Origin of the sequence: Methanosphaerula subterraneus (genome assembly GCF_052055875.1) — an archaeon.
GTDB lineage: Archaea > Halobacteriota > Methanomicrobia > Methanomicrobiales > Methanospirillaceae > Methanosphaerula > Methanosphaerula subterraneus.
Map to the genome: position 1 here is coordinate 1,849,829 of NZ_CP170508.1, position 24,047 is coordinate 1,873,875.

Annotated in this window: 17 protein-coding genes and 1 tRNA gene; 8 read left to right on the plus strand and 10 right to left on the minus strand. The window is 60.4% G+C overall.

The annotated features are described in order from the left end of the window. Positions 1-150: 150 nt before the first annotated feature. Complete coding sequence (locus ACFKSJ_RS08910) at positions 151-399, plus strand: hypothetical protein (protein WP_440949446.1); 249 nt, start codon at positions 151-153, stop codon at positions 397-399. Beyond that, positions 386-2,818 carry a phage/plasmid primase, P4 family gene (locus tag ACFKSJ_RS08915; protein WP_440949447.1) on the plus strand — a complete coding sequence of 811 codons (2,433 nt, stop codon included), beginning with the start codon at positions 386-388 and terminating at the stop codon, positions 2,816-2,818. The genes ACFKSJ_RS08910 and ACFKSJ_RS08915 overlap by 14 nt, the downstream gene beginning before the upstream one ends. A gap of 105 nt (positions 2,819-2,923) precedes the next feature. Here ACFKSJ_RS08915 and ACFKSJ_RS08920 read toward each other — a convergent pair whose 3' ends face one another. The 3 genes from ACFKSJ_RS08920 to ACFKSJ_RS08930 form a co-directional block, all read right to left on the minus strand. Next, positions 2,924-3,667, minus strand: coding sequence for a 4Fe-4S double cluster binding domain-containing protein (locus tag ACFKSJ_RS08920; RefSeq protein WP_440949448.1), 744 nt, complete (start codon positions 3,665-3,667; stop codon positions 2,924-2,926). Positions 3,668-3,749: 82 nt separating this feature from the next. Next, positions 3,750-4,382 (minus strand): hemerythrin domain-containing protein, encoded by a 633-nt coding sequence (locus tag ACFKSJ_RS08925; protein WP_440949449.1) that lies wholly within the window; start codon positions 4,380-4,382, stop codon positions 3,750-3,752. Between the two features lie 143 nt (positions 4,383-4,525). Beyond that, a complete protein-coding gene (locus tag ACFKSJ_RS08930) occupies positions 4,526-5,167 on the minus strand; it encodes a VTT domain-containing protein (protein WP_440949450.1) in 642 nt (213 codons plus the stop codon). 128 nt (positions 5,168-5,295) lie between these two features. On the opposite strand from ACFKSJ_RS08930, the gene ACFKSJ_RS08935 reads away from it, so the two are divergent. Continuing rightward, the gene (locus tag ACFKSJ_RS08935; protein WP_440949451.1) at positions 5,296-6,105 is read left to right on the plus strand and encodes a tetratricopeptide repeat protein; all 810 of its coding nucleotides are present in this window, start codon (positions 5,296-5,298) and stop codon (positions 6,103-6,105) included. 133 nt (positions 6,106-6,238) lie between these two features. Here the strand turns inward: ACFKSJ_RS08935 and frhB are convergent, their stop codons facing one another. The 5 genes from frhB to mptA form a co-directional block, all read right to left on the minus strand. Next, positions 6,239-7,114 carry a coenzyme F420 hydrogenase subunit beta gene (frhB, locus tag ACFKSJ_RS08940; RefSeq protein ID WP_440949452.1) on the minus strand — a complete coding sequence of 292 codons (876 nt, stop codon included), beginning with the start codon at positions 7,112-7,114 and terminating at the stop codon, positions 6,239-6,241. Between the two features lie 10 nt (positions 7,115-7,124). Next, complete coding sequence (gene frhG, locus ACFKSJ_RS08945) at positions 7,125-7,886, minus strand: coenzyme F420 hydrogenase subunit gamma (RefSeq protein ID WP_440951421.1); 762 nt, start codon at positions 7,884-7,886, stop codon at positions 7,125-7,127. A 151-nt stretch (positions 7,887-8,037) separates the two neighbouring features. Beyond that, positions 8,038-8,583: a coenzyme F420-reducing hydrogenase, FrhD protein gene (gene frhD / locus ACFKSJ_RS08950; protein WP_440949453.1), complete on the minus strand. Its 546-nt coding sequence runs from the start codon at positions 8,581-8,583 to the stop codon at positions 8,038-8,040. A gap of 10 nt (positions 8,584-8,593) precedes the next feature. Next, positions 8,594-9,961 (minus strand): coenzyme F420 hydrogenase subunit alpha, encoded by a 1,368-nt coding sequence (gene frhA, locus ACFKSJ_RS08955; RefSeq protein ID WP_440949454.1) that lies wholly within the window; start codon positions 9,959-9,961, stop codon positions 8,594-8,596. A 457-nt stretch (positions 9,962-10,418) separates the two neighbouring features. Then, complete coding sequence (mptA, locus tag ACFKSJ_RS08960; RefSeq protein WP_440949455.1) at positions 10,419-11,372, minus strand: GTP cyclohydrolase MptA; 954 nt, start codon at positions 11,370-11,372, stop codon at positions 10,419-10,421. Between the two features lie 128 nt (positions 11,373-11,500). Between mptA and ilvC the strand changes: the two genes are divergently transcribed. Beyond that, positions 11,501-12,496, plus strand: a complete 996-nt coding sequence (gene ilvC, locus ACFKSJ_RS08965) for a ketol-acid reductoisomerase (protein ID WP_440949456.1) — start codon at positions 11,501-11,503, stop codon at positions 12,494-12,496. Positions 12,497-12,613: 117 nt separating this feature from the next. On the opposite strand, the gene purL is transcribed toward ilvC, so the two are convergent. Continuing rightward, positions 12,614-14,695, minus strand: coding sequence for a phosphoribosylformylglycinamidine synthase subunit PurL (gene purL, locus ACFKSJ_RS08970; RefSeq protein WP_440949457.1), 2,082 nt, complete (start codon positions 14,693-14,695; stop codon positions 12,614-12,616). A 90-nt stretch (positions 14,696-14,785) separates the two neighbouring features. Here purL and ACFKSJ_RS08975 point away from each other — a divergent pair, with 90 nt between their 5' ends. Then, positions 14,786-15,397, plus strand: a complete 612-nt coding sequence (locus tag ACFKSJ_RS08975) for a translation initiation factor IF-2 subunit beta (protein ID WP_440949458.1) — start codon at positions 14,786-14,788, stop codon at positions 15,395-15,397. 127 nt (positions 15,398-15,524) lie between these two features. Beyond that, positions 15,525-19,010, plus strand: a complete 3,486-nt coding sequence (locus ACFKSJ_RS08980) for a PAS domain S-box protein (protein ID WP_440949459.1) — start codon at positions 15,525-15,527, stop codon at positions 19,008-19,010. Positions 19,011-19,109: 99 nt separating this feature from the next. On the opposite strand, the gene ACFKSJ_RS08985 is transcribed toward ACFKSJ_RS08980, so the two are convergent. After that, positions 19,110-22,763, minus strand: a complete 3,654-nt coding sequence (locus ACFKSJ_RS08985) for a carbohydrate-binding protein (RefSeq protein ID WP_440949460.1) — start codon at positions 22,761-22,763, stop codon at positions 19,110-19,112. Positions 22,764-23,181: 418 nt separating this feature from the next. On the opposite strand from ACFKSJ_RS08985, the gene ACFKSJ_RS08990 reads away from it, so the two are divergent. Beyond that, the gene (locus ACFKSJ_RS08990; protein WP_440949461.1) at positions 23,182-23,925 is read left to right on the plus strand and encodes a thymidylate synthase; all 744 of its coding nucleotides are present in this window, start codon (positions 23,182-23,184) and stop codon (positions 23,923-23,925) included. 32 nt (positions 23,926-23,957) lie between these two features. Then, positions 23,958-24,030: transfer RNA gene (locus ACFKSJ_RS08995), tRNA-Gln, on the plus strand. Positions 24,031-24,047: the final 17 nt, after the last annotated feature.

A 24,047-nucleotide genomic window follows, 5' to 3' on the forward strand; every position in this document is an offset into this window, starting at 1 on the left:
CCGTCCCACCGCTCAACTTCCCAAAAAAAGCCGGCCGGCCCGGATCTGATCCGTTCGCTAAATGGAATCAGATAATGGAAATAACGGAGAGAAGACGGCCGGCAGCGATCCGGATTATCGCTTATCGGGAAACCGGGTCGATAGTCCGGCATGGAAACGTTCGTACACCAATCCTCAGAGAAGACCGCGACGCCGGCCGGCGCCTCAGGCCGCTCCGGGCATTTCACGAACCGGCGAGGGGCCGGCCCCAGGGAAGCATCGAGCCCGGGGATCACGGACAGCGGTATCCCGGCATCCCCCATTGCCGGCAGGGGAAGGATCAGGCTTCCCATAAGAGGGACTGTCCTCCACGCGACTGCACAGCAGATCCAGCGGGGTGACCTCGATGAAGGAGCGTGACCTGGCCGAGGCGGAGGCGTTCGGATGGGTGAATACCGCAGCACCGAAGGGGAAGCCGGCAGCCCCGGACTTCAGCGCGATCCCCGCTCTTCTCCAGGCCCGTGACCAGTGGATCCTCTGGAAACTGGAATACCGGGCGGGGAGACCCACGAAAGTACCGTACTGCGTCGAGATGACAGACGACGGAGCGCAGGTGAAGCCGGCGAGCACCACCGACCCCGCGACCTGGAGCACGTTTGAAAAGATCCGGGAGGAGTATGAGAGATTCGTCCGGTTCGACCTGGTCAGCGGGATCGGATTCGTCTTTGTCGAAGGGGACGGCATCGTCGGCATCGACCTGGACCATCAGCGCGATCCCGTCACCGGCCGGTGGGAGGACGGGGTCCTGGAGAAGATCCGCTCATTCAACTCCTACGCTGAGATCTCGCAATCCGGGGCCGGCGCCCATGTGATTCTGCTCGGGAAGAAACCGGGTACACGATGCCGGAGCGGAGACCTCGAGATCTACGATGCCGGCCGGTACTTTGTGATGACAGGCCGGCACATCCCACAGACCCCCTCCGATCTGCAGGAGGCCGCTGCGGGAACGCTGGAGGCCCAGTACCGGCAGATCGATCCCGGCCATCACACCGTCGAGCCCCCGGCGAGGTCCTCCGCTCTTCCGGTACACCTCGAAGATGCCGAGGTGATCAGGCGGGCCGCGTCAGCCCTGAACGGGCCGAAGTTCACCGCTCTCTTTCGAGTCGGCGACCTCGGGGAGTACAGGGGAGACCACTCGGCAGCAGACCTGGCCCTCTGCAATCTTCTGGCCTTCTGGACAAGGGACCTGGACCAGATCGATCGCATCTTCCGGGGGTCTGCACTCATGCGCCCCAAGTGGGACGAACGGCGAGGTCAGGAGACGTACGGCGCGATCACCATCGGCAAAGCCCTTTCGTCGTCCACCAGTATCCACCCTGCCGCCCAGGCGACCGGGACAGAGGCGGCCGGCGAGGATCTCGACCGGCAGTGCAAGGACTACCCGATGACGGACGCCGGCAACGGGGAACGGTTCGCCGCTCGATGGGGAGAGACGACCAGGTACTGCCACCCCAGGAAGATATGGCTCGAGTGGGATGGTACGCACTGGCGTGAGGACCCGAAGCGGGCGGTATACCGTCGGGCGAAGGAGACCGCCAGGGCGATCTACCGCGAGGCTGATCGTGAACGGGACGACACGAAGAGGCCGGCCCTGGCGAAATGGGCTGCCATCAGCGAAGGGAAGAAGCGGCTGGATGACATGCTCTTCATGGCATCGAGCGAGGAGACGATCGGGATCATGCCCGACGAACTCGACGCAGACGGCACCCTCTTCAACCTCCAGAACGGGACCCTTGAACTGGATACCCTCACCTTCAGGGAGCACCGGAAGGAGGACCTGCTGACAAAGGTTGCCGGCGTAGCCTACGACCCGGCGGCGGCCTGCCCCCTCTGGGACGCTCACCTCCGGCTGATCTTCGGAGGGAAGGAGGACCTGATCCATGCGTTTCAGGAACACACCGGATACTGCCTCCTGGACACCAACCCTGAAAATGTCTTTGAGATCTGGCACGGAGCCACCGGCAGCAACGGCAAATCCGTCACTCTCTCCACGCTTCGAGCCGTCTTCGGGGCGTATGCATGTCACATATCAGCAGATACCTTCATGGAGAACCGACAGAATAGCGCCTCGGCCCGCCCCGACCTGATGTCCCTCCGCGGAGCCAGGCTGGTCACCGCCGTGGAGACCGATCAGGGAAGGCGGCTGGCCGAGGGGCAGATCAAGGCCATGACCGGCGGCGACCCGATCTCCGCCCGCGAACTCTTTCGGAATCAGGAGACCTTTCCCCCACTGTTTACGCCGATCCTGGCCACCAACCACGCCCCCGTCATCCGGGGGATGGATGGTGCCATCTGGAGACGGATTCGTCTCTGGCCGTTCACCGTCGAGATCCCGGATCATCAGAAGATCCCGAACTATGATCAGCGGCTCGCCGGGGAGGGGAGCGGCATCCTGAACTGGATGCTCGCCGGTCTCCGGAGATACTATGCAGCCGGCACACTCGCCAAACCTCCCGAACTGGTTGCCAATACCAACGCATACCGGGCACAGCAGGACATTCTCAAGGGATTCATCCCGGAGCGGTGTGTCACCGGAGGGGAGGAACGATGCCTGAGAACCGAGCTCCACAGTGAATACACCGCATGGTGTACGAAATACTCTGAAGAGATACTCCAGCCCAAAGACTTCTATCAGGCACTGCGTGAGCACAATTTCGAGGAGAAACGAGGTAAATATGGACGGTACTTTGTCGGGATCAGGCTCAAAAATTCCAGGGAACTGGCTGATTTTGAAAAAGAACTGGAGTCAGGGGATGTGAGTTACCAGATCCCTCTCTGACGATCTGGTGACAGGTGACAGGTGGTGACACCTATTTTGGATAACTTTCTCTAGGGTACTCCTGTGGAGAACATATACAAAACAGGTGTCACTGCCTGTCACCTGTCACTTTTGGAAGGTCGAACGATCAGGAGCTGCCGCCGGCCGGCTCCGTCCATACGGACAGACCCAGAGGCACATCCCGCAGACAGGGATACCGGTCCGCCGCTCCTCCTCCTTGAAGAACCGGTCGCAGGCCGCTGCATCGTACCGGGCCTCCCGGGGCTCGTCCGGATCGAAGACCCTGCCCGTGAACGCCTGCACCGGACAGGCCGCCACGCAGGCCTGGCAGGTCCCGCACCGGCTCTCCATCGGGGAACCGGTCGGGGGCAGGGGTGCGTCGGTCAGCACCGTCACCCAGCGGACCCGGGGGCCGTGGTCGGGCGTCACCAGCAGGCAGCTCTTCCCGATCCACCCGAGGCCGGCGAGATGGGCGACGAGTTTCTGCGAGATCGGCCCGCAGATCCGGGCGTCGTCGACCCGCTTCGATGCCGCCACCGGGAACGCCCGGTATCCCTCCCGCTGGAGCATGCTCGCCACCCGCATGGCGATCTGGTCGAGGGTGGCGTTCACCACGTCATAGGCATGATGCTTGTACAGGGCCCCTCCCCCGTTCCGCTCCCGGTCGGGCAGCAGGTCGACGATGGGGTCGACGAGGGCGATCCCCATCGCCACCCCGAAGGGGTACTGAGCGATCGTCGGCCCGCCCTGATCGAGGATGAACTCCCGGGCCTCTGCCAGGTCCGCGACACCGACGTAGTCGACTCCGAGCGATTCCGCGAATGATTGTATCCTCTCTCCGATATCCATGCCATCTCCTGGTACAGAGATCTGATACCCTTCTTGGGGAAAAAGGTTGAGGAGGGATTTATCCACCCCCAAGCCACTGCGCTCAGAGCGTCGGGATGCGACGTGCGAGTTCTGCCCAGTCGTTGCCGATGGCCTGTTTGATGAGATCCTTTACACCGGCGAAGACCGGGGCCGGCATCACCATCTGCCAGATACGGGTCATCTTCTCACGGTCGTCGTGCCCAATCAGGGGGTACAGCCATGCCACCACCTCCGGGAACCGTTCCTGGGGAACGGCGCCGGCCATGATCCCCAGTGCCTTCCCCTGCTCGGGCAGGGGGATTCGTTCCCGAAAGATCCGGTAGAGATGGGAATCCTCCTTGTACAGGTGCATCTTCAGATGAAAACGGAATGCAGCGGTGGCCCGGGCAGTCTTCAACGGGTCGTGGGCGGCATACGAACTGCTCAGTTCATCAAATGCCTGGTCCAGACCATGATGATCGACCACGTAGGCTTCAGCGACCAGGGGGGCGACCTGCTCGACTGCGGGAAAGACAGCCAGTTCTTCTCCGTGGGCATGCCAGACCAGGATCTCGTTGAAGAACCGGAAACGCTCGATGGTTTCGGCGAGACCCTCCGTTCCCTGTGCCGAGTTCAAAGCGGCTTCATCGATGCGTTCCATATCATTCCGAAACGCATTGTGAAACGCCCGTATTGCATCAACGGGTTCTGTCATGAGAGCCCCTCTCGCCCTTTGATTATAAAAGAGTACCTTTCTGGACCAGACAGATCATACGACCCATAGGGATCCTGGAGAGACCACCACAACCGGCCGGCGACCCTCGCCCGAGGCGCGGTACCCAAAAAAGGTTGGACCCCTCAATGCTTTCGCTTCAGCCCCTGCCGGCCGCCCTCCAGGACCGCCATCCCGACCGTCACGGCCAGGATCAGGAAGATCGCGATCGTCAGGTTGTCCTTGACCACCGGGGCGTTCCCGAAGAAGAACCCGCCCAGGATGAAGACAACCACCCAGGCGATCGAGCCGACCAGTTCATAGGCGGTGAAGACCCGGTAGTTCATCTGACCGATCCCTGAGAGGAACGGGATGAAGGTCCGGACGAACGGGACGAACCGGGCGAAGAAGATCGACTTGGCCCCGTGCTTCGCAAAGAATAACTCGGCCTGCTCGATGTACTCCTTCTTGACGAACCGGTGCTCTCCGGAGAGGAACCTCCCCCCGACCCGATGGCCGATCCAGTAGTTGGTGTGGTCGCCGAGGACCGCGGCCACGATCAGCAGCGGGATCAGGAACTCCACCTTCAGCGGACCGGTCGCAGCGAGCGCCCCGGCGATGAAGAGGAGCGAGTCGCCCGGCAGGAACGGGGTTACGACCGCCCCGGTCTCGATGTAGACGATCAGAAACAGCAGCAGGTAGGTCCAGACCCCGTACTGCTCGATCAGCAGGTTCAGGTGTGTATCGATGTGAAGGACAAAATCGATGAGAAACAGTAATGGGTCCATTGTTATGATAGAGATCCAACCTCGGAGTATAAAGGCATTCTAGTGTAAGACCCGACCTCGTCCATCCTGATGAACGAGGATACCGGCCGCCAGAGCATTTATTAGTGACCAGGAGGAGACCTCTCTCCATGGTACAGCGATCCCTGGCCGTGGTCCTTCTGGCCGTGGCCTGCATCGCTCTCTCTGCAGGGCCGGTGCTCGCAGATCAGGGCATATCACTTCTGAACAGCACATCAAACAGCACAGGCGCGGACCAGGCCACCGAGGCGAACGCCTCACCCGGGAACATGCTGGTGCTGAACCTCTCCACCAGCCAGGAGGCCCAGCACTGGTCCACCATCGGCGCGAACCTCACCGCCCAGGGGAACTACACCGGGGCTGTGGAGGCCTACCAGAAGGCGGTCACGATCGACCCCAACTCATCGGTCACCTGGTTCAACCTGGGCAACACCCAGAAGGCGGCAGGCCAGCCTGAAGAGGCGCTGAAGTCGTACAACCGCTCCCTGGCCCTCGACCCGAAGAACAAGCTGACCTGGTTCAACCAGGGCAACACCCAGGCCGTGAACCTCTCGCGGTACACCGATGCCATCACCTCGTACGACCAGGCCCTGGCCATCGACGTCAACTACTCGAAGGCCTGGTTCAACCGGGGTGTCACCCAGCAGACCCTGCTGCAGGACCGCGAGGCGGTCGCCTCGTACGACCATGTCCTCGCCCTGAACCGGAACGATTCAGTGGCCTGGCACAACCGCGGACAGGCACTCCAGAACCTCTCGATGTACCAGGAAGCGAACGAATCGTTCGTGAACGCGAGCCTGACCGACCCGCGGAGGAACACCACCACGGCCGCCACCACCAGGGGAACCCCGCTCTCACTCGCCGTGCCGATCCTGTCCCTCGTCCTCGCCGGCTGGTGCATCGCCGCCAGGCGTCGATAACCCGGATCTCATCTCTCTTTTTTGCGGTCCGGGCGGGACCATACGGTAACGATCAGACCTCTGCAGCAGCGGCTCTGTTCAGAAGAACGATGGGGAAGAAAAGACCTGAAACGAGATGAATCAAAAAAAAGAATTAGATGTAGGGGTTCCGGAGACCCTTGCCGACACCGAACGAGAGACGCTCTTCGAGTGTCTTTCTGTTCTTGGTGATCTTCTCGGTGGCCAGCTTGGTGACCAGGTCAAGCCCTGGCTTGACGGACTCAATAGGCTTGGTCTCGAAGCATCCGGCTGCGATCGCCTTTGCCCAGATGTCCTCTCCGTTCTTTGTTCGCACAAAGACCGTCGACCAGCCGTCTGGCGAGCCGACTGAACCGGTCGAGACATCTGCAAGGTTGGAGACGTAGTCGAGGCATACGTGGCAGCCTGCCTGCTCGTACTTGTGGGTGATCTTCAGAGGCAGCTGCACGGTTGCGCCGCGGCCGGTGTAGACCCAGAACTTGCCCTTCCCGATGTCCATCTTGGTGACGTTCTCGAGCTTGGTGTTCGCGTGGTCCTCGACCAGCTGAACGATCGACTGGTACGGGAAGTTCTCCATGCAGAAGATACCGACTGCAAGGGCGATCTTGTCAGGGACGTCCCGCAGACCGACCGGATAGAGCTGCCCCTTGCGGAGCGCCTGGATCTGGCAGGGTGTGCCGACGATACCGACCTTGTCGAGACCGTAGGACCGGGTCGCTTCCTTGATCAGCTGCATGTTCGGGCTGATGTTGTACTTGGTGCCGCGTGCTGCGAGCAGCTCTTCAACAGTGGTTGCAACGACGGGGACGGGCTTCCATGGCTCGTCGCCAGGTCCTGCCACGATCGCGCCGTCGATGATACCCTCTTCGAGCGCATAGGCGAAGAGCTGGGTAACGATCCCGCCGTCCTGTGCACCCTTGAGGATGCTCTTATCACTGCTGCGTGCTGCAACGACTGATGCATAGTTTCCGAGGAAATTGTCTGATACCATGTTACTCACCTCACTCCATGGCTCCATTGATCGCTGCGGTGATAGCCTCAAACTGGCTGACAACATCGAAGCTGAACCAGGACCGTGGGCACTGCGAACTGCAGGCGCCGCACTTGATGCACTGTTCGCGGTCGATGTTCGGCTTGCCGTACTCCATCGTGATCGCACGGGTTGGGCAGGATGCCGCGCAGCTGCCGCAGCCCATGCAGAGCCCCTGGTTGATGACCTTGGTCATGATGTCGCAGCCGCAGGCCTCAGTGCCGGCCTTTGGAAGGGCCATCAGTGGCTTGAGGTATTCTGCTGCGAGTTTCTTCTGGTCGTCGTTGCCCTTGAGGAGCAGGTAGGCCATCACACAGACGTTTCTGATCATCTGGGGTGTCGGTGCGCATCCGGGGATGTAGACATCGACATCGATCAGATCTCCGATTGGGAGATATGATTCGTGCTGTGGCTGGTTCTGCTGACCACCGCGGGAGAACCGGGTGATGTTTCCGTAGCAGGCGCATCCGCCGAGTGCTACAACGATCTTGGCCCGCTCACGGGTCTCCTTGATCTCCTCGACTGCGATCTTGTCCTGCAGACAGACCGATCCCTCGACCAGGGCGACATCCATCTCAGGGATGTGCCTGACATCTGCAAGTGTCAGACAGTATACAAGGTCTGCATACTTGTCGAGAATTGTTAATAATCCACCATAATTATCCGCGAAGGATACGAGGCAGCCGGTGCATCCACTCATGTGCACGTGGCCGACACTAATCTTGTTTGACACAGGTTTTTCCTCCTTTTTCTCTGATTCCGCCGATTTCTTTACGTTAACATCAGGGGGGATTGGTGCAGGCTTCTGCTCCCTGGCCGGTGTGCTCTTCACTGGAGCACTGGGGGCCGCGGGCGCCGGCGCCGGTGCGGTCTTTTCAGACCGTTCAGGTGCTGGTGCAGTCTGCTGCGAAGTCTCCACCGAGACGTTCTTCTTCTTGAAGATATTGAAGATGTTTGATAGCAGTCCCATGATCGACTCCAACCTCCTGGAGTACTAACTCTACAGTTCTGGGTATTGCCTTTCGAACCTCTTCAGTGAGCCCAATTTCAAATTCGGGGGCGGTAACGCGTTTTGGCTGGCATCCAATGACCGTGATGTCTATTGTATCCTTGATGCGCTGCAGTGGTTCGGCGATGTCCCACGAATGAGCGTCACGATAACTGCCCGGCGGCAGGTCTTCGACCCTTAACTTGGTAAGGGAACCTGGCGCGGCACCAAAGTCTGCAATATCGACGATCACCAGTTTTTTAGTGACCGTATCATCGAGGAGCGTGAAGACAAAGTGCGGGCCTCCCAGGCCGACATCGAGCACCTTGACGTTCTCGGGGAGCGGCAGCTTCTGCAGTGCCTCTATTACGGCGGGTCCGAACCCGTCGTCCGCAAAGAGGGGATTGCCACACCCGACCACCACGATCTCAGAAAACAACATCACATTACACTCACTGAATGAGCTTCTGGGCTACTATCCTCTGATCTTCGTCTACCACGATCATGTGGGTGGCACATGATACACACGGGTCGTACCCGCGCATGATAACTTCTGCGAGCTGCCATGGTGCACCGGTCAGGGCGCGGCTGCAGGTTGGGAAGTTCCAGGTGGTTGGGACCAGCATCGAGAAGAACTCGACCTTGCCGTTGTTGACACGGGCCAGGTGGACATCGCTGCCACGGGGAGCCTCGTTGGCTGCCCAGCCGAGCGAACCGTCGCCTGTCGGGAGTTCGTCCACAAAGACCTTGCCGTTCGTGTTCAGTGCGTCCAGGCACTCAATGATCTTGTAGAAGGTGTCGGTGTACTCCATCTGCCGGGCGACCTGCTGACCGATCGTTCCCTTCTCGTCGAAGTTCTTGAACGTGACCATACGGGCGCGGGGTCCGACCTCGACGGGCTGTCCGTCGTACAGTGGCACACCGGTGTTCGCTTCCATCTGTGGCCAGGTCTTGGTCCCCTTCTTGGTGGTTCCGCCGACCGGATAGTCTGGATAGTCGTCGGTGACTTCCATCTCACCCATATACCAGTCCCAGGGGCGGACTTCGTTGAACCGCGAGATGTCCCAGGTTGGGTTCTCATCGAGGCTGCTCGACCCATAGATCGGATCGGTTGCCATGTATCCCTGGTTGTGGTACCCGAGTGTCTCGGGAATGTCGACCTTCATGCCGCCGACCTCTGCCCAGTCGCGCTTCTGGTAGTTCCTGAAGATTGCGATCATGAACTCCATCTGGTCGCGGGCAAGGGCGAGCCCTTCCTTGGCGAGGTCATACATCTTTGCCTTGGCCCGTGGGCTGACATTGACGAACATTCCACCGACACGGGTGTTGCTGGGGTGAACCGCTTCGCCACCGGAGATCTCTCCGATCGTCTGGGCGATCTCACGGATCCGCTGGATCCGCTTGGCAACTGATCTGACCGGTTCTTCTGGGCTGAACGGGTTGATCTTGGTGTCAGTCCCTGGCAGGTACATGTCCGGCAGGGAGAGGATGTTGTGCAGTGCAATCGAGTGGGCTCTGTTGGCACACTGCAGGATCACACGGAGCAGGTAGGCATCGTCAGGGATGATACATCCAATCGATGCTTCCATCGCTTCGGTCGCTGCAATGGTGTGTGCAATCGGACAGATACCACAGACACGTGATGCGATCTTTGGCACCTGGTCCATCGTCTTGCCAATTGCCAGTTTCTCGACACCCCTGACCGGGGTGATACTGAGCCAGTCACCACGCTCAATGATGCCCGCGTCGTCTACCTTCAAAACGAGCTTGGAATGCCCCTCGTGTCTCGTCGTTGGGGATATCTCTACAACTTTCGACAATTAAATCTCCTCATAATAATTGAGTTGTTCTGCATTCGATACAATTCAATCGACAAATTTTCCATGGATCAGGAAGATTTGGACGTACATTGTACGTATAGTCTTACTGTACACGATCCAGCATATATCTTTTTTCTTATATTCCCAGCAGTGCCGTTTAATTAAGAAATAGGGAAGAATTATACGATTATTTAAGAAAGTACCACAAGTTAATCGATCATATGCAGATTCAGTTCAATAAAAAAATTGGGGTTTAAACCATTGATAGATGCCAAAAATTCAATTTGAACGGTTATCATCGGAAAGAGGTACATATTATCGGAACCCGGGAGAGCGAAGAGATGGTCAGAACAGGCCAGGCCATCAGTTCCAGGTAATCCCAGCCGTGGGGCTCATCCAACAGAATAATCAAGAAAAGAAGGAATATGCATGCGCGTGATGGGAAAAATGAGAGAGATCAGTGAATTTTTTTGTTGTTCTCCTCGTCCATCTCCACGACCAGCTCGGCGAGCGTCGCCTTCCGCTCTGCATAGGCGTCATGCTGATGGATGGACTCCTCGTTGGTCTGCTTTATCGTGATCCGGGAGTCTCCGGGGAGATAATCAAAGGCCGCAAGCACCCGTTTCGCCATCTCACGGACACAGTCCTCAACGAACCGTGCGTTCTTGTGAGCGGCCATCACCACATACGACTCATCGCCCCGCTTCAGCAGTTCGTAGGTGCGGGCACTCATCGAGTCCTTGAGGATCGTGATGATCGTCTCGAGGTCGACATGCTCCTCGTCATCGGTCTCGATGCAGAGGAAGCCCCGTCCCCGCTGGTTGTGGGTGGCCATCGGGACCTCTGCAAAGAACTTCTCGATCTTCTCGTTTTCGACACCGAGTTCGGTCAGCACATGAGCAGCATGCTCCTGCATGATGTTCTGCGCACACGGACAGGCGGTCATGCCGGTCACTTCAGCACCGATGCTCTTTCTGATCAGTGGCTCGTGGAAGGTCCGCTGGGCGATGGCCCGTGCATGCACCTTCACAACCTCGTGACAGCTGGTCTTGCTGACGGGGGTCTCCCGCTTGACCATGAACTCTGAACGCATCTGCACCTCGGTCCGGTCAGCATATTCATGCCGGTCGAGCAACTTGCGTGCCACAACTGAACAGAGTTCCTCGATCCCACTCACCTCGCCATCGATCGCCTGCTGGAGCACCTCATCGATCACCTCAAAATTTCGTGAGAGGTTGGCACCCTTCAGGGACCCCGGGAGGTCGACAAAGACATCAAAGTTGGAGATGAAGATCATAGGCCGTTTATTCGGCCGCATCACTTCGACCAGTTTCTTGACATTCTTCACTCCGACCCGTGTCAGGTTGATGCGGACATCGGGACAGGTGGACTGGACATCTGGTAAATCCATTATAAACCCTCAATTGTCTGTATATCTCTGTATTGTCGCTTCCACATATGAAAAATGAAAGTAATTTAGTTTATCGTTTTTGATATTATATTTATGTAGTTGCGCGCAGATATGAGAGTAGGTGCGAAATGATCAAGAAATACTATGAGTCGGACGCCGACCTTGCCGCTGTGCAGGGAAAGCAGATCGCAGTGATCGGCTATGGATCGCAGGGACGGGGCCAGGCCCTGAACCTTCGCGACAGTGGTCTCTCTGTGATCATTGGGCTGCGACCCGGACGATCGTTCCAGCAGGCCTCAGAGGATGGATTCGAAGTCTATCCGGTTGCAGACGCCGTGAAGAAGGCGGATATCATCCAGATCCTTCTTCCAGACGAGTCGCAGGGGGCCGTTTATAAAAATGAGATCCGGCCGTACCTTGCTGACAAGAAGTGTCTGATGTTCTCGCACGGGTTCAATATCCACTATGGCCAGATCGTCCCGCCGCCGAACGTTGACGTCGTGATGGTCGCGCCCAAGGGGCCGGGGCACATGGTGCGCAGAACCTTTGAAGAGGGGAAAGGTGTCCCCGCGCTGATCGCCATCGAGCAGGACTACACCGGCGACGCCCAGGCCATCGCACTCGGGTACGCCAAGGGGATCGGGGCGACCAGAGCCGTGGTGCTCGAGACCACCTTCAGAGAGGAGACCGAGACCGATCTCTTCGGCGAACAGGCTGTGCTCTGCGGCGGGGTCACCTCGCTGATCAAGGCAGGATTCGAGACCCTGGTCGACGCCGGGTACGCGCCCGAGATGGCCTACCTCGAGGTGCTCCACGAGATGAAGCTGATCGTGGACCTGATCTACGAGGGCGGGTTCACGAAGATGCGGGACTCGATCTCCAACACCGCCCAGTTCGGCGACTTGACCAGGGGACCGCGGGTGATCGGCGGCGAGTCACGGATCGCGATGGAGGAGATCCTCGAGGAGATCCAGAACGGCGAGTTCGCCAGAGAATGGATGCTCGAGAACATGGTGAACAGGCCGGTCTTCACGGCTCTGACCAGGGCCGACGAGGAGTCCCTCCTCGAAGAGGTCGGTGCCGAGGTCAGGGGAATGATGCCCCAGTTCAAAAAGAACGCATAAATCCACTCCTTTTTTTCGATATGATCGGCAGGCTCTCCTCTCGAGAGTCCGGGCGATCATGGCTGCAGCTGCGTGAGAAGAGAAGAAAAGATGTGGAGGACCGGGTCTGCCGGCCGATCAGGCCGACTGACGCATCGTCCGGGTCAGCGCCTGGTCAGCAAAGGCCAGTTCGTCGCGGGAGAGATGCAGAGACGCGCCATCCGCCGTGATGGTCAGACCCTCGCCGCCGATAGTTCCGATCACGGTGTACTCCAGCGGGGCCAGCATCGCCTCGTCCCGGTATGCGATCAGGAACCTGCCGTAGGTCTCTGAGAAGAGCTGGGTCTGCAGGTCACCGGCGAGCGTGACCGTCGCGTCGGGTGCAAGCCCTGCAAGTGCTGCCAGCAGCCCGCCCTGCGAGAGATCGGTCGCGACCAGGTCGGGGTTTTCTGCTATCACGTCCCTGACCGCCGCGATCACGGCACAGTCCGGGACCCCGGGGGCCTGCCCGTTGCAGCCGGTCAGGGTATCGAGGATCGAGCCGCCGAAGTCGGGATGGGTCGCTCCGACGAGGGCCAGTCTCCACCCCATACCGGGCTTCTGCCAGCGGCGGACGGGCCCCTTCCCGACCATCCCGAGGGACGGAGTCGGCAGGATCTGGGTGTTCTGTTCGTCGCTCTGGTTGTACAGCGAGACGTTCCCGCCGACGACCGGGATCTGCATCGCTTCGGCCATCATCGAGAGGCCGCGGATCGACTCGGAGAGCTGCCAGTACACCTTCGGGTCGAGCGGGCTGGCAAAGTTCAGGCAGTTGACGATACAGAGCGGTGCAATCCCCATACAGGCCAGGTTGGCCGCGTTCTCGATGACCGCGCCGGCAGTTCCCTCGAACGGCCTGAGGCGGATGTGCCGGGGGTTACACCCGCACGAGAGGCCGAGCGCAGCGTCTTCGAGTCGGAGCACCGCGGCATCATGGGCGAGCGAGACGGTCCGGAGCTGCACGTCATGGTCGTACTGGCTGGCGATCCACTCCCGGGAGGCCACCTCAGGGTGGGAGAGGACCTGCAGGGCCAGGGTGTGGAGGTCGGTGGCGGGCCGGGTGAAAGCCTTCACCGCGTCGTACTCCTGCTGAGAGAGGGTGCTGCAGCGGGGAGCCCCGTCGATCAGCAGATCGATCGGCAGGTCGCAGACCACCTCCCCGTGGAAGTCGACGACGTACCGTGGATCGCTGGTCACCTCGCCGATGTCCGACCAGCAGAGGTCGAACCGTTCGGCCAGGGAGCCGATCTGGGCGACGTCCTCAGGCGCCACCTCGAGGAGCATCCGCTCCTGGCTCTCGGCGAGCATGATCTCGAGCGCCGTCATCCCGGTCTCGCGGAGGTGGACCTTATCGGCATGGATGATCCCGCCGAAGGTCGAGCACATCTCCGAGGAGGCGCCGGCCAGCCCGGCCGCCCCGAGGTCCCGGCAGGAGAGGACCGTGCCGGTCGCCGCCATCGCCAGCATCGCGTCGATGATCAGCTTCTCGGTGAACGGGTCGCCGATCTGGACACTCGGCCGGTCCACGGCCTCTGCGTCCTCGGCGATGTCCCGGGAGGCGAACGAGGCCCCGCCGAGTCCGTCCCGCCCGGTCCTGGCCCCGACCAGCACCAGGTGGTTGCCCGGCACCTTCACCCGGGCCGTCAGGTAGTTTTTGGGGTCGACGGTCCCGACACAGACCACGTTCACGAGCGGGTTGCCGCTGTAGCCTTCGTCGAAGACCACCTCTCCGCGCACCACCGGGACGCCGATACAGTTGCCGTACCCGCTGATCCCGCTGATCACATGGGTGAAGAGGTACCGGTTCTTCTCCTCAGTGAGCGGCCCGAAGTAGAGCGGGTCCATCAGGGCGATCGGCTTCGCACCCATCGAGATCACGTCCCTGACGATCCCGCCGACCCCGGTCGCCGCTCCGTCATACGGGTCCACGTACGAGGGGTGGTTATGGCTCTCCATCCCGATCGCAAGGGCGCAGGTCTCGCTGAACGATACGATCGCTGCGTCGTCCCCGGGCCCGAGGAGGACTGCAGGTCCCTCGGTCGGCATCATCTTGAGCAGATGTCTGGTCGAACGGTAACTGCAGTGTTCAGACCAGAGGTTCTCAAAACAGGCGGCCTCGACCGGGGTCAGATCGCGTTGGAGGGCGTCCCTGATCACCGTGAGGTCCTCAGCAGATAACATATGTACAACCTCACCTGCAAAGGCTAAAAATAGATCCTGATAGGGGGCATGGTGCCAGATTATTTAGCCCTGCCCCCCCATATACTACCCATGGCTGATCCGTACGAGACGCTCCTCAAAAAAGCGTACGAGCACGTTACTGAGGTGAGTGAGTCCTCAGAACGGTTCACAATCCCCGAGGTGAAGAGCTATATCGAGGGGAAGGCCACGGTCTTTGAGAACTTCCGCGAGATTGCGGACACGCTCCGGCGTGAGCCTGAGCACCTGATGAAGTTCCTGGTCGGCGAACTCGGCACTGCCGGCAAGATCGACGGGACCCGTGCGATCTTCAACGGCAAGTTCGACCCTGCGCAGTTCACGGCCGCCGTCAAGAGTTACTTCGATGACTATGTCCTCTGCAGTGAATGCGGCCGGCCCGACACCAGGCTGGTCAAGGACGACCGGATTCTGATCCTCCGCTGCGATGCCTGTGGCAGTCACAGGCCGGTGAAGAAGCGGAAGGCCAGAAGCGAGGACGCCCACCAGGGGCTGGTCGAAGGGAAGATCATGGATGTGATGATCCAGTCGGTCAGCAAGCGTGGTGACGGGGTGGCCCGTGAAGGGAAGTACATCATGTATGTCCCAAAATCCAAGCCCGGGCAGACGGTGAAGATCAAGATCACCCGGATATCGGGTTCGATCGTCTTCACCGAACGAGCCTGAACCTTTCCCCTTTTTTAACACTCTGGAACCTCCCGACAGACCAGCTCCGGCTGGAGACCGTTTCGGTGACCATCACCTTTTATCCCGCGGGGGTGAGGAACTATCAGAGAACTACCAGGTGCATCCCATGTTTCAGATACTCTATGTCGATGATGAACCGGACCTGCTGGAACTGGGGAAGGTCTTTCTGGAACAGTCCCATCAGTTCAACATCGAAACCAGGACGTCCGCAGAGGACGCACTGGCAGGTGGCGATCTCCTGGCATACGATGCAATCATCTCCGATTACCAGATGCCCGGCATGAACGGGATCTCCTTTCTGAAAGTGATCAGATCCCGGTACAGGGACCTCCCCTTCGTCCTCTTCACCGGGCGGGGACGGGAGGAGGTGGTGATCGAGGCGATCGACAGCGGGGTGGACTTCTATATCCAGAAGGGCGGCGACCCCCGGTCCCAGTTCGCCGAACTGGAGCACCGGGTCCTGCAGGCCATCGAGGTACGGCGGGGGAGAGAGGCATTGCGGGAGAGCGAGGAGCGGTTCCGGTCACTCTTCACCTCGATCTCCAATGGTTTCGCCCACCATCAGATCATCTGCGACGCAGACGGCAGGCCGGTTGACTACCGGTTCATCGATGTCAACCCCGCATTCGAGCGGCTGACCGGGTTGAAGAGGGACGATATTCTCGGAAAGACCGTGCTGGAGGTGCTTCCAGAGACTGAACCGTTCTGGATCGAACGCTACGGCAGGACGGCACTCACCGGGGAGTCCCAGTCGTTTGAGAACTTCTCCGCCGCCCTAGGCAAATATTTTGAGGTGACCGCCTACAGCCCCCGGCCCGGGGAGTTCACCACCCTCTTCTCTGATGTCACCGAACAAAGGCGGGCCGGCAGGGTGCTCGCAGAGCGGGAGGCGCACCTGCGCACCATCCTCGAGACCCTGCCGGTGGGTGTCTGCATCATCGACAGGAACGGCGGTATCACGGATTCCAATACAATGATGAACCGGATCTGGGGAGTCCCCGACGGAGCATTCCCGATAGCAACGACGATGGAGGAGTATGTCCGGTACAACGGCAGGTGGCGGGATACCGGGACCGCATTGAAGCCGGAGGACTGGGCCGCCTCCCGGGCCCTGCAGAACGGGGAGACCGTCATCGGGGACCTGGTCGATATCCAGCGGTTCGATGAAGAGGACGCGACGATCAGCGTTTCAGCCGTGCCCCTGTATGACCGGGACGGATCGCTGGACGGGGCGGTGGCGGTGATGCAGGACGTCAGCGTCCAGCAGCGGACCGAGACGACGCTGCGGGAGCGTGAAGAGCAGTACAGGACCATGGTGGAGACATCGCCCGACATGCTCTGGGAGATCGATACCCGGGGGTGCTTCACCTACGTAAGTCCGCAAATCGCCGATACCCTCGGTTATCCCCCTGAGGAGATGCTCGGAAGACCGGTATTCTCCCTCATACTTCCCGATGCTGCTGATGCGGTGAAAGAGACATTCCTCTCGCACCTGCAGAACAGGGAGCCGATGCACACCTTCGAGGTTCCTGCAGATCATGCTGATGGAACGCCACGCAGCATCGAGATTCGGTCGGCCAAGATCAGGAACAGTACCGGACAGGTCACGGGGTTCCGGGGGATCGCCCGGGATATCACCGAACAGAGGCGGGCAGAAGAGAGAGACCAGGCGAACAAGCAACAGTACCAGGACCTGGTTGAGAACCTCAACGATGTCATCTTCACCGTCGATATGGACGGGTTCATCACCTTCGTGAGTCCTGCAGGAGAGGAGCGGTTCGGGTATCGTCCCTCCGACCTGATGGGCCGATCGTTTCAGGATGTCGTCTTCTGCGAGGATCTGCCGGCCCTGATCAGGCGGTTCGGGGAGATCCGGCAGGGTATCATCGTTCCGCTCGAATGGCGGCTGGTACAGCAGGACGGCAGCCTTGTCTGGGTGAGATCGTCGACCCGCCCCGTGGCGTACGCCGGGGGAACGGCCGGATTTCTCGGGACCATCACCGACATATCGAGGGAGCGGCGGGCCGAGGAGGAACTCCGGGAGAGCGAAGCAAGTTATCACGGCCTCTTCAACACCATCCGGCAGGCGATCTATATCCTGGACCGGGAGGGGAGGTTTCTCGATGTAAACGATGGTGCGGTCGCGATGTACGGCTATCCCCGGGAGGCGTTCCTCGGGAGGAGGCCGGAGTTCCTCTCGGCCCCGGGTATGAACGACCTGGAGGCGGTCGGGGAGACGATCCGTACGGCGTTCACCGGGGAGCCGCAGCAGCTGGAGTTCTGGGGACTGCGCAGCAATGGAGAGATCTTTCCGAAGGAGATCGTCTTCTATCGAGGCACCTATTTTGGAGAGGAGGTGCTGATCGCCATCGCTGCGGACATCACCGAACGGATGCACACCTCCGAGGCCTCCCGTCTCTCCAACATCCTCCTCGAGACCGCCAACCGGCAGATGGACTGCCCCGCCCTCCTGCAGAAGTACCTTCAGGTGATCCAGACGTACGCCGGCTGCGAGGTGGTGGGGATCCATCTCGAACGGCCGGGGATGATGCCGTGCGAGGCCTGGAGCGGCCTCCCCGGGGACGGGGGAACGGCCGGCAGCCCCCTGTCCGGGATCGTCGACAGGGAGATCAGCGCCGCGGTGGTCGGAGGGACCACCGATCCCACGCAGCCGTTCTTCAGCAGTCGCGGTTCCTTCTACATCAACGGCACCACGTCGGGGCAGGAGAGACGGCGGAGGGCCGGCGACCGGACCTGGACCCTCTCCAGTCAGGCCGGTTTCGAATCCGTCGCCCTCATCCCGCTCAGACAGGGCGACCAGGTGATCGGACTGATCTGTCTGGCCGACCTGAAGGAACAGCGGGTCCCCCTGGCACGGGTGGAGGTGCTCGAAGCGGTCACCCCCCAGATGCTCGCCACGATTCAGCGGGTCACTGCAGAGGACCGGATACGGCGGTCGCTTGAAGAGAAGGAGGTGCTGATGAAGGAGATCCATCACCGGGTGAAGAACAACCTCGCCGTCATCATCTCGCTGATCGACCTGCAGATCGAAGATATCACCGACGATCAGACCCTCCGGATGCTGCAGGACCTGCAGGGGAGGGTGGCGACGATGGCGCTGGTCCATGAGTTCCTGTACGGCTCCGGAGACCTCTCCCGGATCAACTTCGGTCAGTACCTGCAGGACCTGGTCCCCAAACTGGTCCAGTCGCTGGGCGGTTCCACCCCTGTGGAGGTGGAGTACCGGGTCGATCCGGCCCTCCTCCCCCTCGAGATTGCAGTCCCCTGCGGACTGATCGCCAACGAACTGGTCACCAACTCCCTGAAATATGCATTTCCCACCGGCAAGCCGGCCTCTCCCGATGGAGGGGCGGCCTGCAGCATCATCGTCAGTTTCAGAGAGACCGGGGACGGGTTCGCCCTCTCGATTGGGGACAACGGGGCAGGACTGCCCGACGGGTTCGACTGGAAGACCACAAAGACCCTCGGCCTTCAACTGGTCAGGATTCTGGCCTGTCACCAGCTCCGCGGACAGGTGGAGCATGAAGAGCGGGACGGGACCTGGTTCACCATTCACTTCCCGGGGCAGTGAACGGACCGGGTCCTGATACTGGCCATACATCCACAATTCATCGATCGATTTTAAAAAAAGAGCGTTTTTGAGAGGAGATCCCCTCTTGTGGGCGTCCCTTCAGAAGAATTCGACGTAGTCGACGTTCATCCGGGAACCATGGAAGATCATAGTGATCGTATGCTGTCCGGCGGTCAGCGGCAGCCGGGTGCCGATCGTCTGGTAGACGTCGAACGACCCGGTGTTCGGGACATTGATGGTCACCTCGCTCGTACCGTCGATCTTCAACTCGCATTGTCCGCCGACCTGCGGGGAGGCGACCCGGAAGGTGGCCCCGTAGTCCCTGCTCTCCTGGATGTTCACGGTGTACTTCAGCCATTCGCCGTCCCGGATCCAGCAGACATCGTACCCGCTGCCGTCGATCAGGCTCTCGACGTCCGCATCATCGTTCCGGTAGGCACCGCCCTGGTTGCCGATGGTGGTGTCATGATATCCGCCCCCTTCGCCGCCATTGTCATAGTCCTCGGCCTGCAGCCGGCCCGGAAGAGCGAGGCTCTTGTAGGCCTTGGTGTCGGGGAGCGGGAGCGTCGTCGCCGTAGTGCCGATCGTGATCGTCGGGATCGTCGGCGGGGCCGTGGTCGGGGTCACCGTCGTGGGTTTCACCGTGGTCGCCACGGTCGTGGGTTTCACGGTCGTCGGGGTGATTGTGGGTTTCACCGTGGTCGCCACGGTAGTGGGGGGTGCCGTCGTCGGGGTGGTCGTCTGGATCATGCCGTTTTCGAGCGCAAACCAGTCCAGGTTCTGACCGTCACCGTTGAAGGTCAGTGTGATCGTATGAGTCCCGGCGGTCAGCGGGAGTGCTGCCGCGGTGGTGGTAAAGACACTGCTCGAGCCGGTGTTCGGGACCGCGGCCACGGCTGCTCCGACACCGTCGACCTCGATGGTGATCGCCTTCCCCTGGCTCCAGCTCCCGACCCTGAAGGTCGCGGTGTAGACGCCGGTGTTCGGGACTGAGACATGATACCGCAGCCATTCGCCGTCCCGGATCCAGCAGACATTATACCCGCCGGCCGACATCGCCTCGATGTCGACATCGTCCTGCCTGTACTGACCGCCCAGGTTTCCGGCGGTGGTGTCATGGTAGGCGACATTCTCCCCACCCAGGTCGTAGTTCTCCGCCTCGATGCGGGTCGGGATCTGCCAGACCGTGCCAGAGGGGGCCGGTGTCGTCGTCAGTGGGACGGTGGTGATCGGCACCGTTGTGACCGTGGTCGCCACGGTGGTGGTCGCCGCCGTAGTGGGCTTAACGGTTGTTACGGAGGTGGTCGGCGCAGTCGTCGGCACGGTGGTGGCGACCGTCGTCGCTGCTGTCGTCGGAACCGTTGTCGGCACCGTCGTGGTCGCATAGTTGCCGGGGATCAGGTCGAAGTAGTCCAGGTTCTGACTGTCCCCATTGAAGGTCAGCCTGACGGCATGGGTCCCCTGGGTCATGGTGAACGAGACCACCGAGAGGGTGAAACTGCTGTACGACCCGGTCATGGCGACCGGCACCGTCGCTGCCTGGGCACCGTCGACATTGACCCCGATCGATCGACCGGCACCCCAGGAGGACACCCGGAAGACCGCGGTGTACGCCGAGGTGGAGGGGACATCGATCGTGTAAGTCAGCCATTCCCCATCCTTGACATACCCGATATCGTACCCGCCGGCCGCAATCGTCTCGATGTCGACATCGTCCTTTCTGTACTGACCGCCCAGGTTTCCGAGCGTCGTGTCATGGTAGGCAACCCCCTCGCCGCCCTGGTCGTAGTCCTCGGCCTCGATCCTGGTCGGTGGACGGTGGGCCACGTACGGACGGGAGGTCTGGGTCGGCTGGACCGTCGTCACCGCTGTCGTGGGGACGGTCGTCGGCGGCACAGTGGTCACTGCGGTGGTCGGTTTCGTTGTCACCGTCGTCGCTGTTGTCGTCGGTGCTATTGTCGTCGCCGTCGTCGGCACGTCATTGGTCACGTCGAACCAGTCCAGGTTCTGGCCGTCGCCATTGAAGGTCAGCGTGATCCGGTGCACCCCCTGTGCCATCGGCAGCGAGACCTGGGCGGTGTCGTAGACACTGCTTGAATTGGTATTCGGAACCCCGACCGCCGTGACCGGCGTCCCGTCGACCTGCACCAGGATCGAACGTCCCGGGGCCCAGCTGCTCGACTTGAAGGTCGCGACATAGGTCCTGGTGACCGGGACGGTCACGGTGTAGGCCAGCCACTCCCCGTTCCGGATGTAGCCGACATTGAGGCCGCCTCCAGGCGTCGCCTCGATATCGACGTCGTCACTCCGATACTCGCCGCCCAGGTTGGTGAGCGTTGTGTCATGGTACGCAATCCCTTCGCCTCCCAGGTCATAGTCCTCGGCCTCGACCTTGCACGGGAAGGAGTGCGCAACATAGGGCCGCTCCACCCCAGCGGTGGTTGTGGTCGGTATGACAGTCTGGCTCCCGGTCGGGGAGACCGTGGTCCCGGTTGGCACCGGGGTACTGGTCCCGGTCGGGGTCGGCATCCCGCTCGTGAACTTGATGTAGTTCATGTTGGAGGATCCCTCGAAGTCGAGCTTCAGGGTGTGATGACCGCCCGGCAGATAAATCGGCCGCTGTACCGTGGTGAAGACATCATGAGCGCCGGTGTTGGGCACCTGGATCATCGTCACCTCGGACCCGTCGACCTCCAGGTCGACGGTGCTCCCGGTGTAGGGGGAGGAGACCCTGAAGTTGACCGTGTAGATCCCGCCTGAAGCGACGTTCACATCATAGGTGAGCCACTCACCGGACCGGATGTACCCGACCACGAACTCCTGCTCCACCGAAGAGTACTCGATATCCACGTCATCGTTCCGATATGCACCGCCCTGGTTGCCGGTGGTCGTGTCGTGGTAGGCGATGCCTTCGCCACCGGATGCGTAGTCGGCAGCCTGGATCGAACCCGGAATCGCCTGTGGCGAGTCCCACGGCGACGTGGTCGGCGTCGGGGTCGGTCCTGGGGTCACACTTCCGCCGCCGAGCAGCGGTACCAGTGCGGCATACCAGCGGTCGGCCATCTTCTTCTCACCAGAGGTCTGCGGGTGGATCCCGTCGTACTGGTTGTCCGAAAACCCATTATAGCCGGAGTACTGGTCGACCACGATCACCGGCGACTGGGTGGTGCTCTTCTGCGCTGCCAGGGCTGGAATCGCGTTGTTGTAGGCGATCAGCCCGGAGTTCTGGTTCCTGAAGGTATCGCCGGTCGGGATGATCTGCGCCAGCAGGATCTTGACGTTCGGATTGTCCGCCCTGAGTGTATCGATGATCTGGCCGACATTGCTGAGCCGCTGCGAGACTGGCACCTGCTGGATGACATCGTTGGTCCCGATATGGAGGAGGACGATGTCAGGGGTGTAGAGCTTCAGCCAGTTGGAGAGTTTCGCCTGCGAGTCGTCGGAGGAGTCTCCGCTCAGCTCTGTCGCGGTGGTATACCCGCCATGCCCTTCGTGATTCTGGTCGAATGAGAACGAACTGAAGGTTGGAAAGGTCGTGGAGCCGATGAAGTTGACATCGTACCCGCCGGTCTTCAGATAGTTCCAGAGCAGGTACCGGTAACTGGGATAAGGAGAGTCAGCGGAGGTTCCGCCCCGCGTGATCGAATCCCCGAGCGGCAGGATATTCACGGTCGCATCTGCATGGATGACCAGAAGCGACCCTCCAAGCAGCATTGCAAGCACCATATAACAGCACAGAATCTCACTCCTCATAGATCATCTCCTGGTTCACTGCGCCCGAGGCACCTGGCAGGGGAGCGGTCGGTGCGCAGGGAGGGGCCCTCGCCAAGCATGAGCAGGGCTTCTACGGATCCGGCGTCGATATGAAGAGAACACCCGGCCTGCAGGGCCCAGCCTCTCCCTGGATCACTCCCTCGATTGATAGGTACTACTTAATCAACTATTGCTATATAAATGGTAGTATTCTGGTGTACACCGGTGCGGTCAGATTTTGGAATAATCTTCATATTCCCGGCTAATTAAGCGATACTCCACGTATTTTCCGTAAATCGACACAGGTACTATCGGCCGGCACCATTCGTACCGATCTATCTCAGTTTCTTCAGGTCTCTCCAAGTCAGAATCTTTTGGAGGTAATCTATTAGAGGTCGACCCCCCACCTACTAGTGCTATGCGGATCATCAGCGCTCCGAACCTGGCACGTGCCCACGAACTGGCAGTGAAAGCTGTCCTTGAGAAGGGATGGGTGCTCGGCACCGAGGACGGCGAGGCGACCATCGAGTGCGAGGAACTGGCAGTGCAGGTGGAGAACCCCACGACCGAACCGATGATCAGCACCGGATCGCGGTTCCAGCGCCGGTTCATGGAGAAGTATGCCACCGACCTGTTGCACGGCTCGGACGGGGTCTTTGAGTACGACTACCATGGCCGCCTCTTCGCCTGGGGTGACCGGCTCGCCGCCGATAACGCACCGGTCCGGGTCGACCAGATCGCGTACATCATCAGGAAACTGAAGGAGGCGCCGGCCACCAGGCGGGCGCTGGCCATCACCTGGAATCCAGTCGTCGACGAGCAGGTCAAGGACTGCCCGTGCCTGCAGCTGGTCCAGTGCGTGATCAGGGACGGGGCCCTGCAGATGAAGGTGGTCTTCCGCTCCAACGACATGCTGACCGCGTCAGGGGCCAACATGTTTGCGCTCGTCAATCTGCAGCAGATGATCGCCGGCGAGCTCGGGGTCAGAGTCGGCAGGTACACCCATATCGCCCTGGTGCCGCACGTCTACTTCACACGCGACATGGATGACCTCAAGGCCTTCTGCAACAGGGGGGAACGCTTCCACCCGGTCGAGGAGGTCTGTAGTCGGTGCAGAGGGTGCAACCGGGCGGACCTGACGGCTTCCAGGCCGTCATCTTAATTAGGAACAGGGGCAAATATAGTGAGGCAGGAAGCCCGGTAGTGTAGTGGTCAATCATGGGGGACTCTGGATCCCCCGACAGCAGTTCGAATCTGCTCCGGGCTATCGACTCGTTTTTCTCA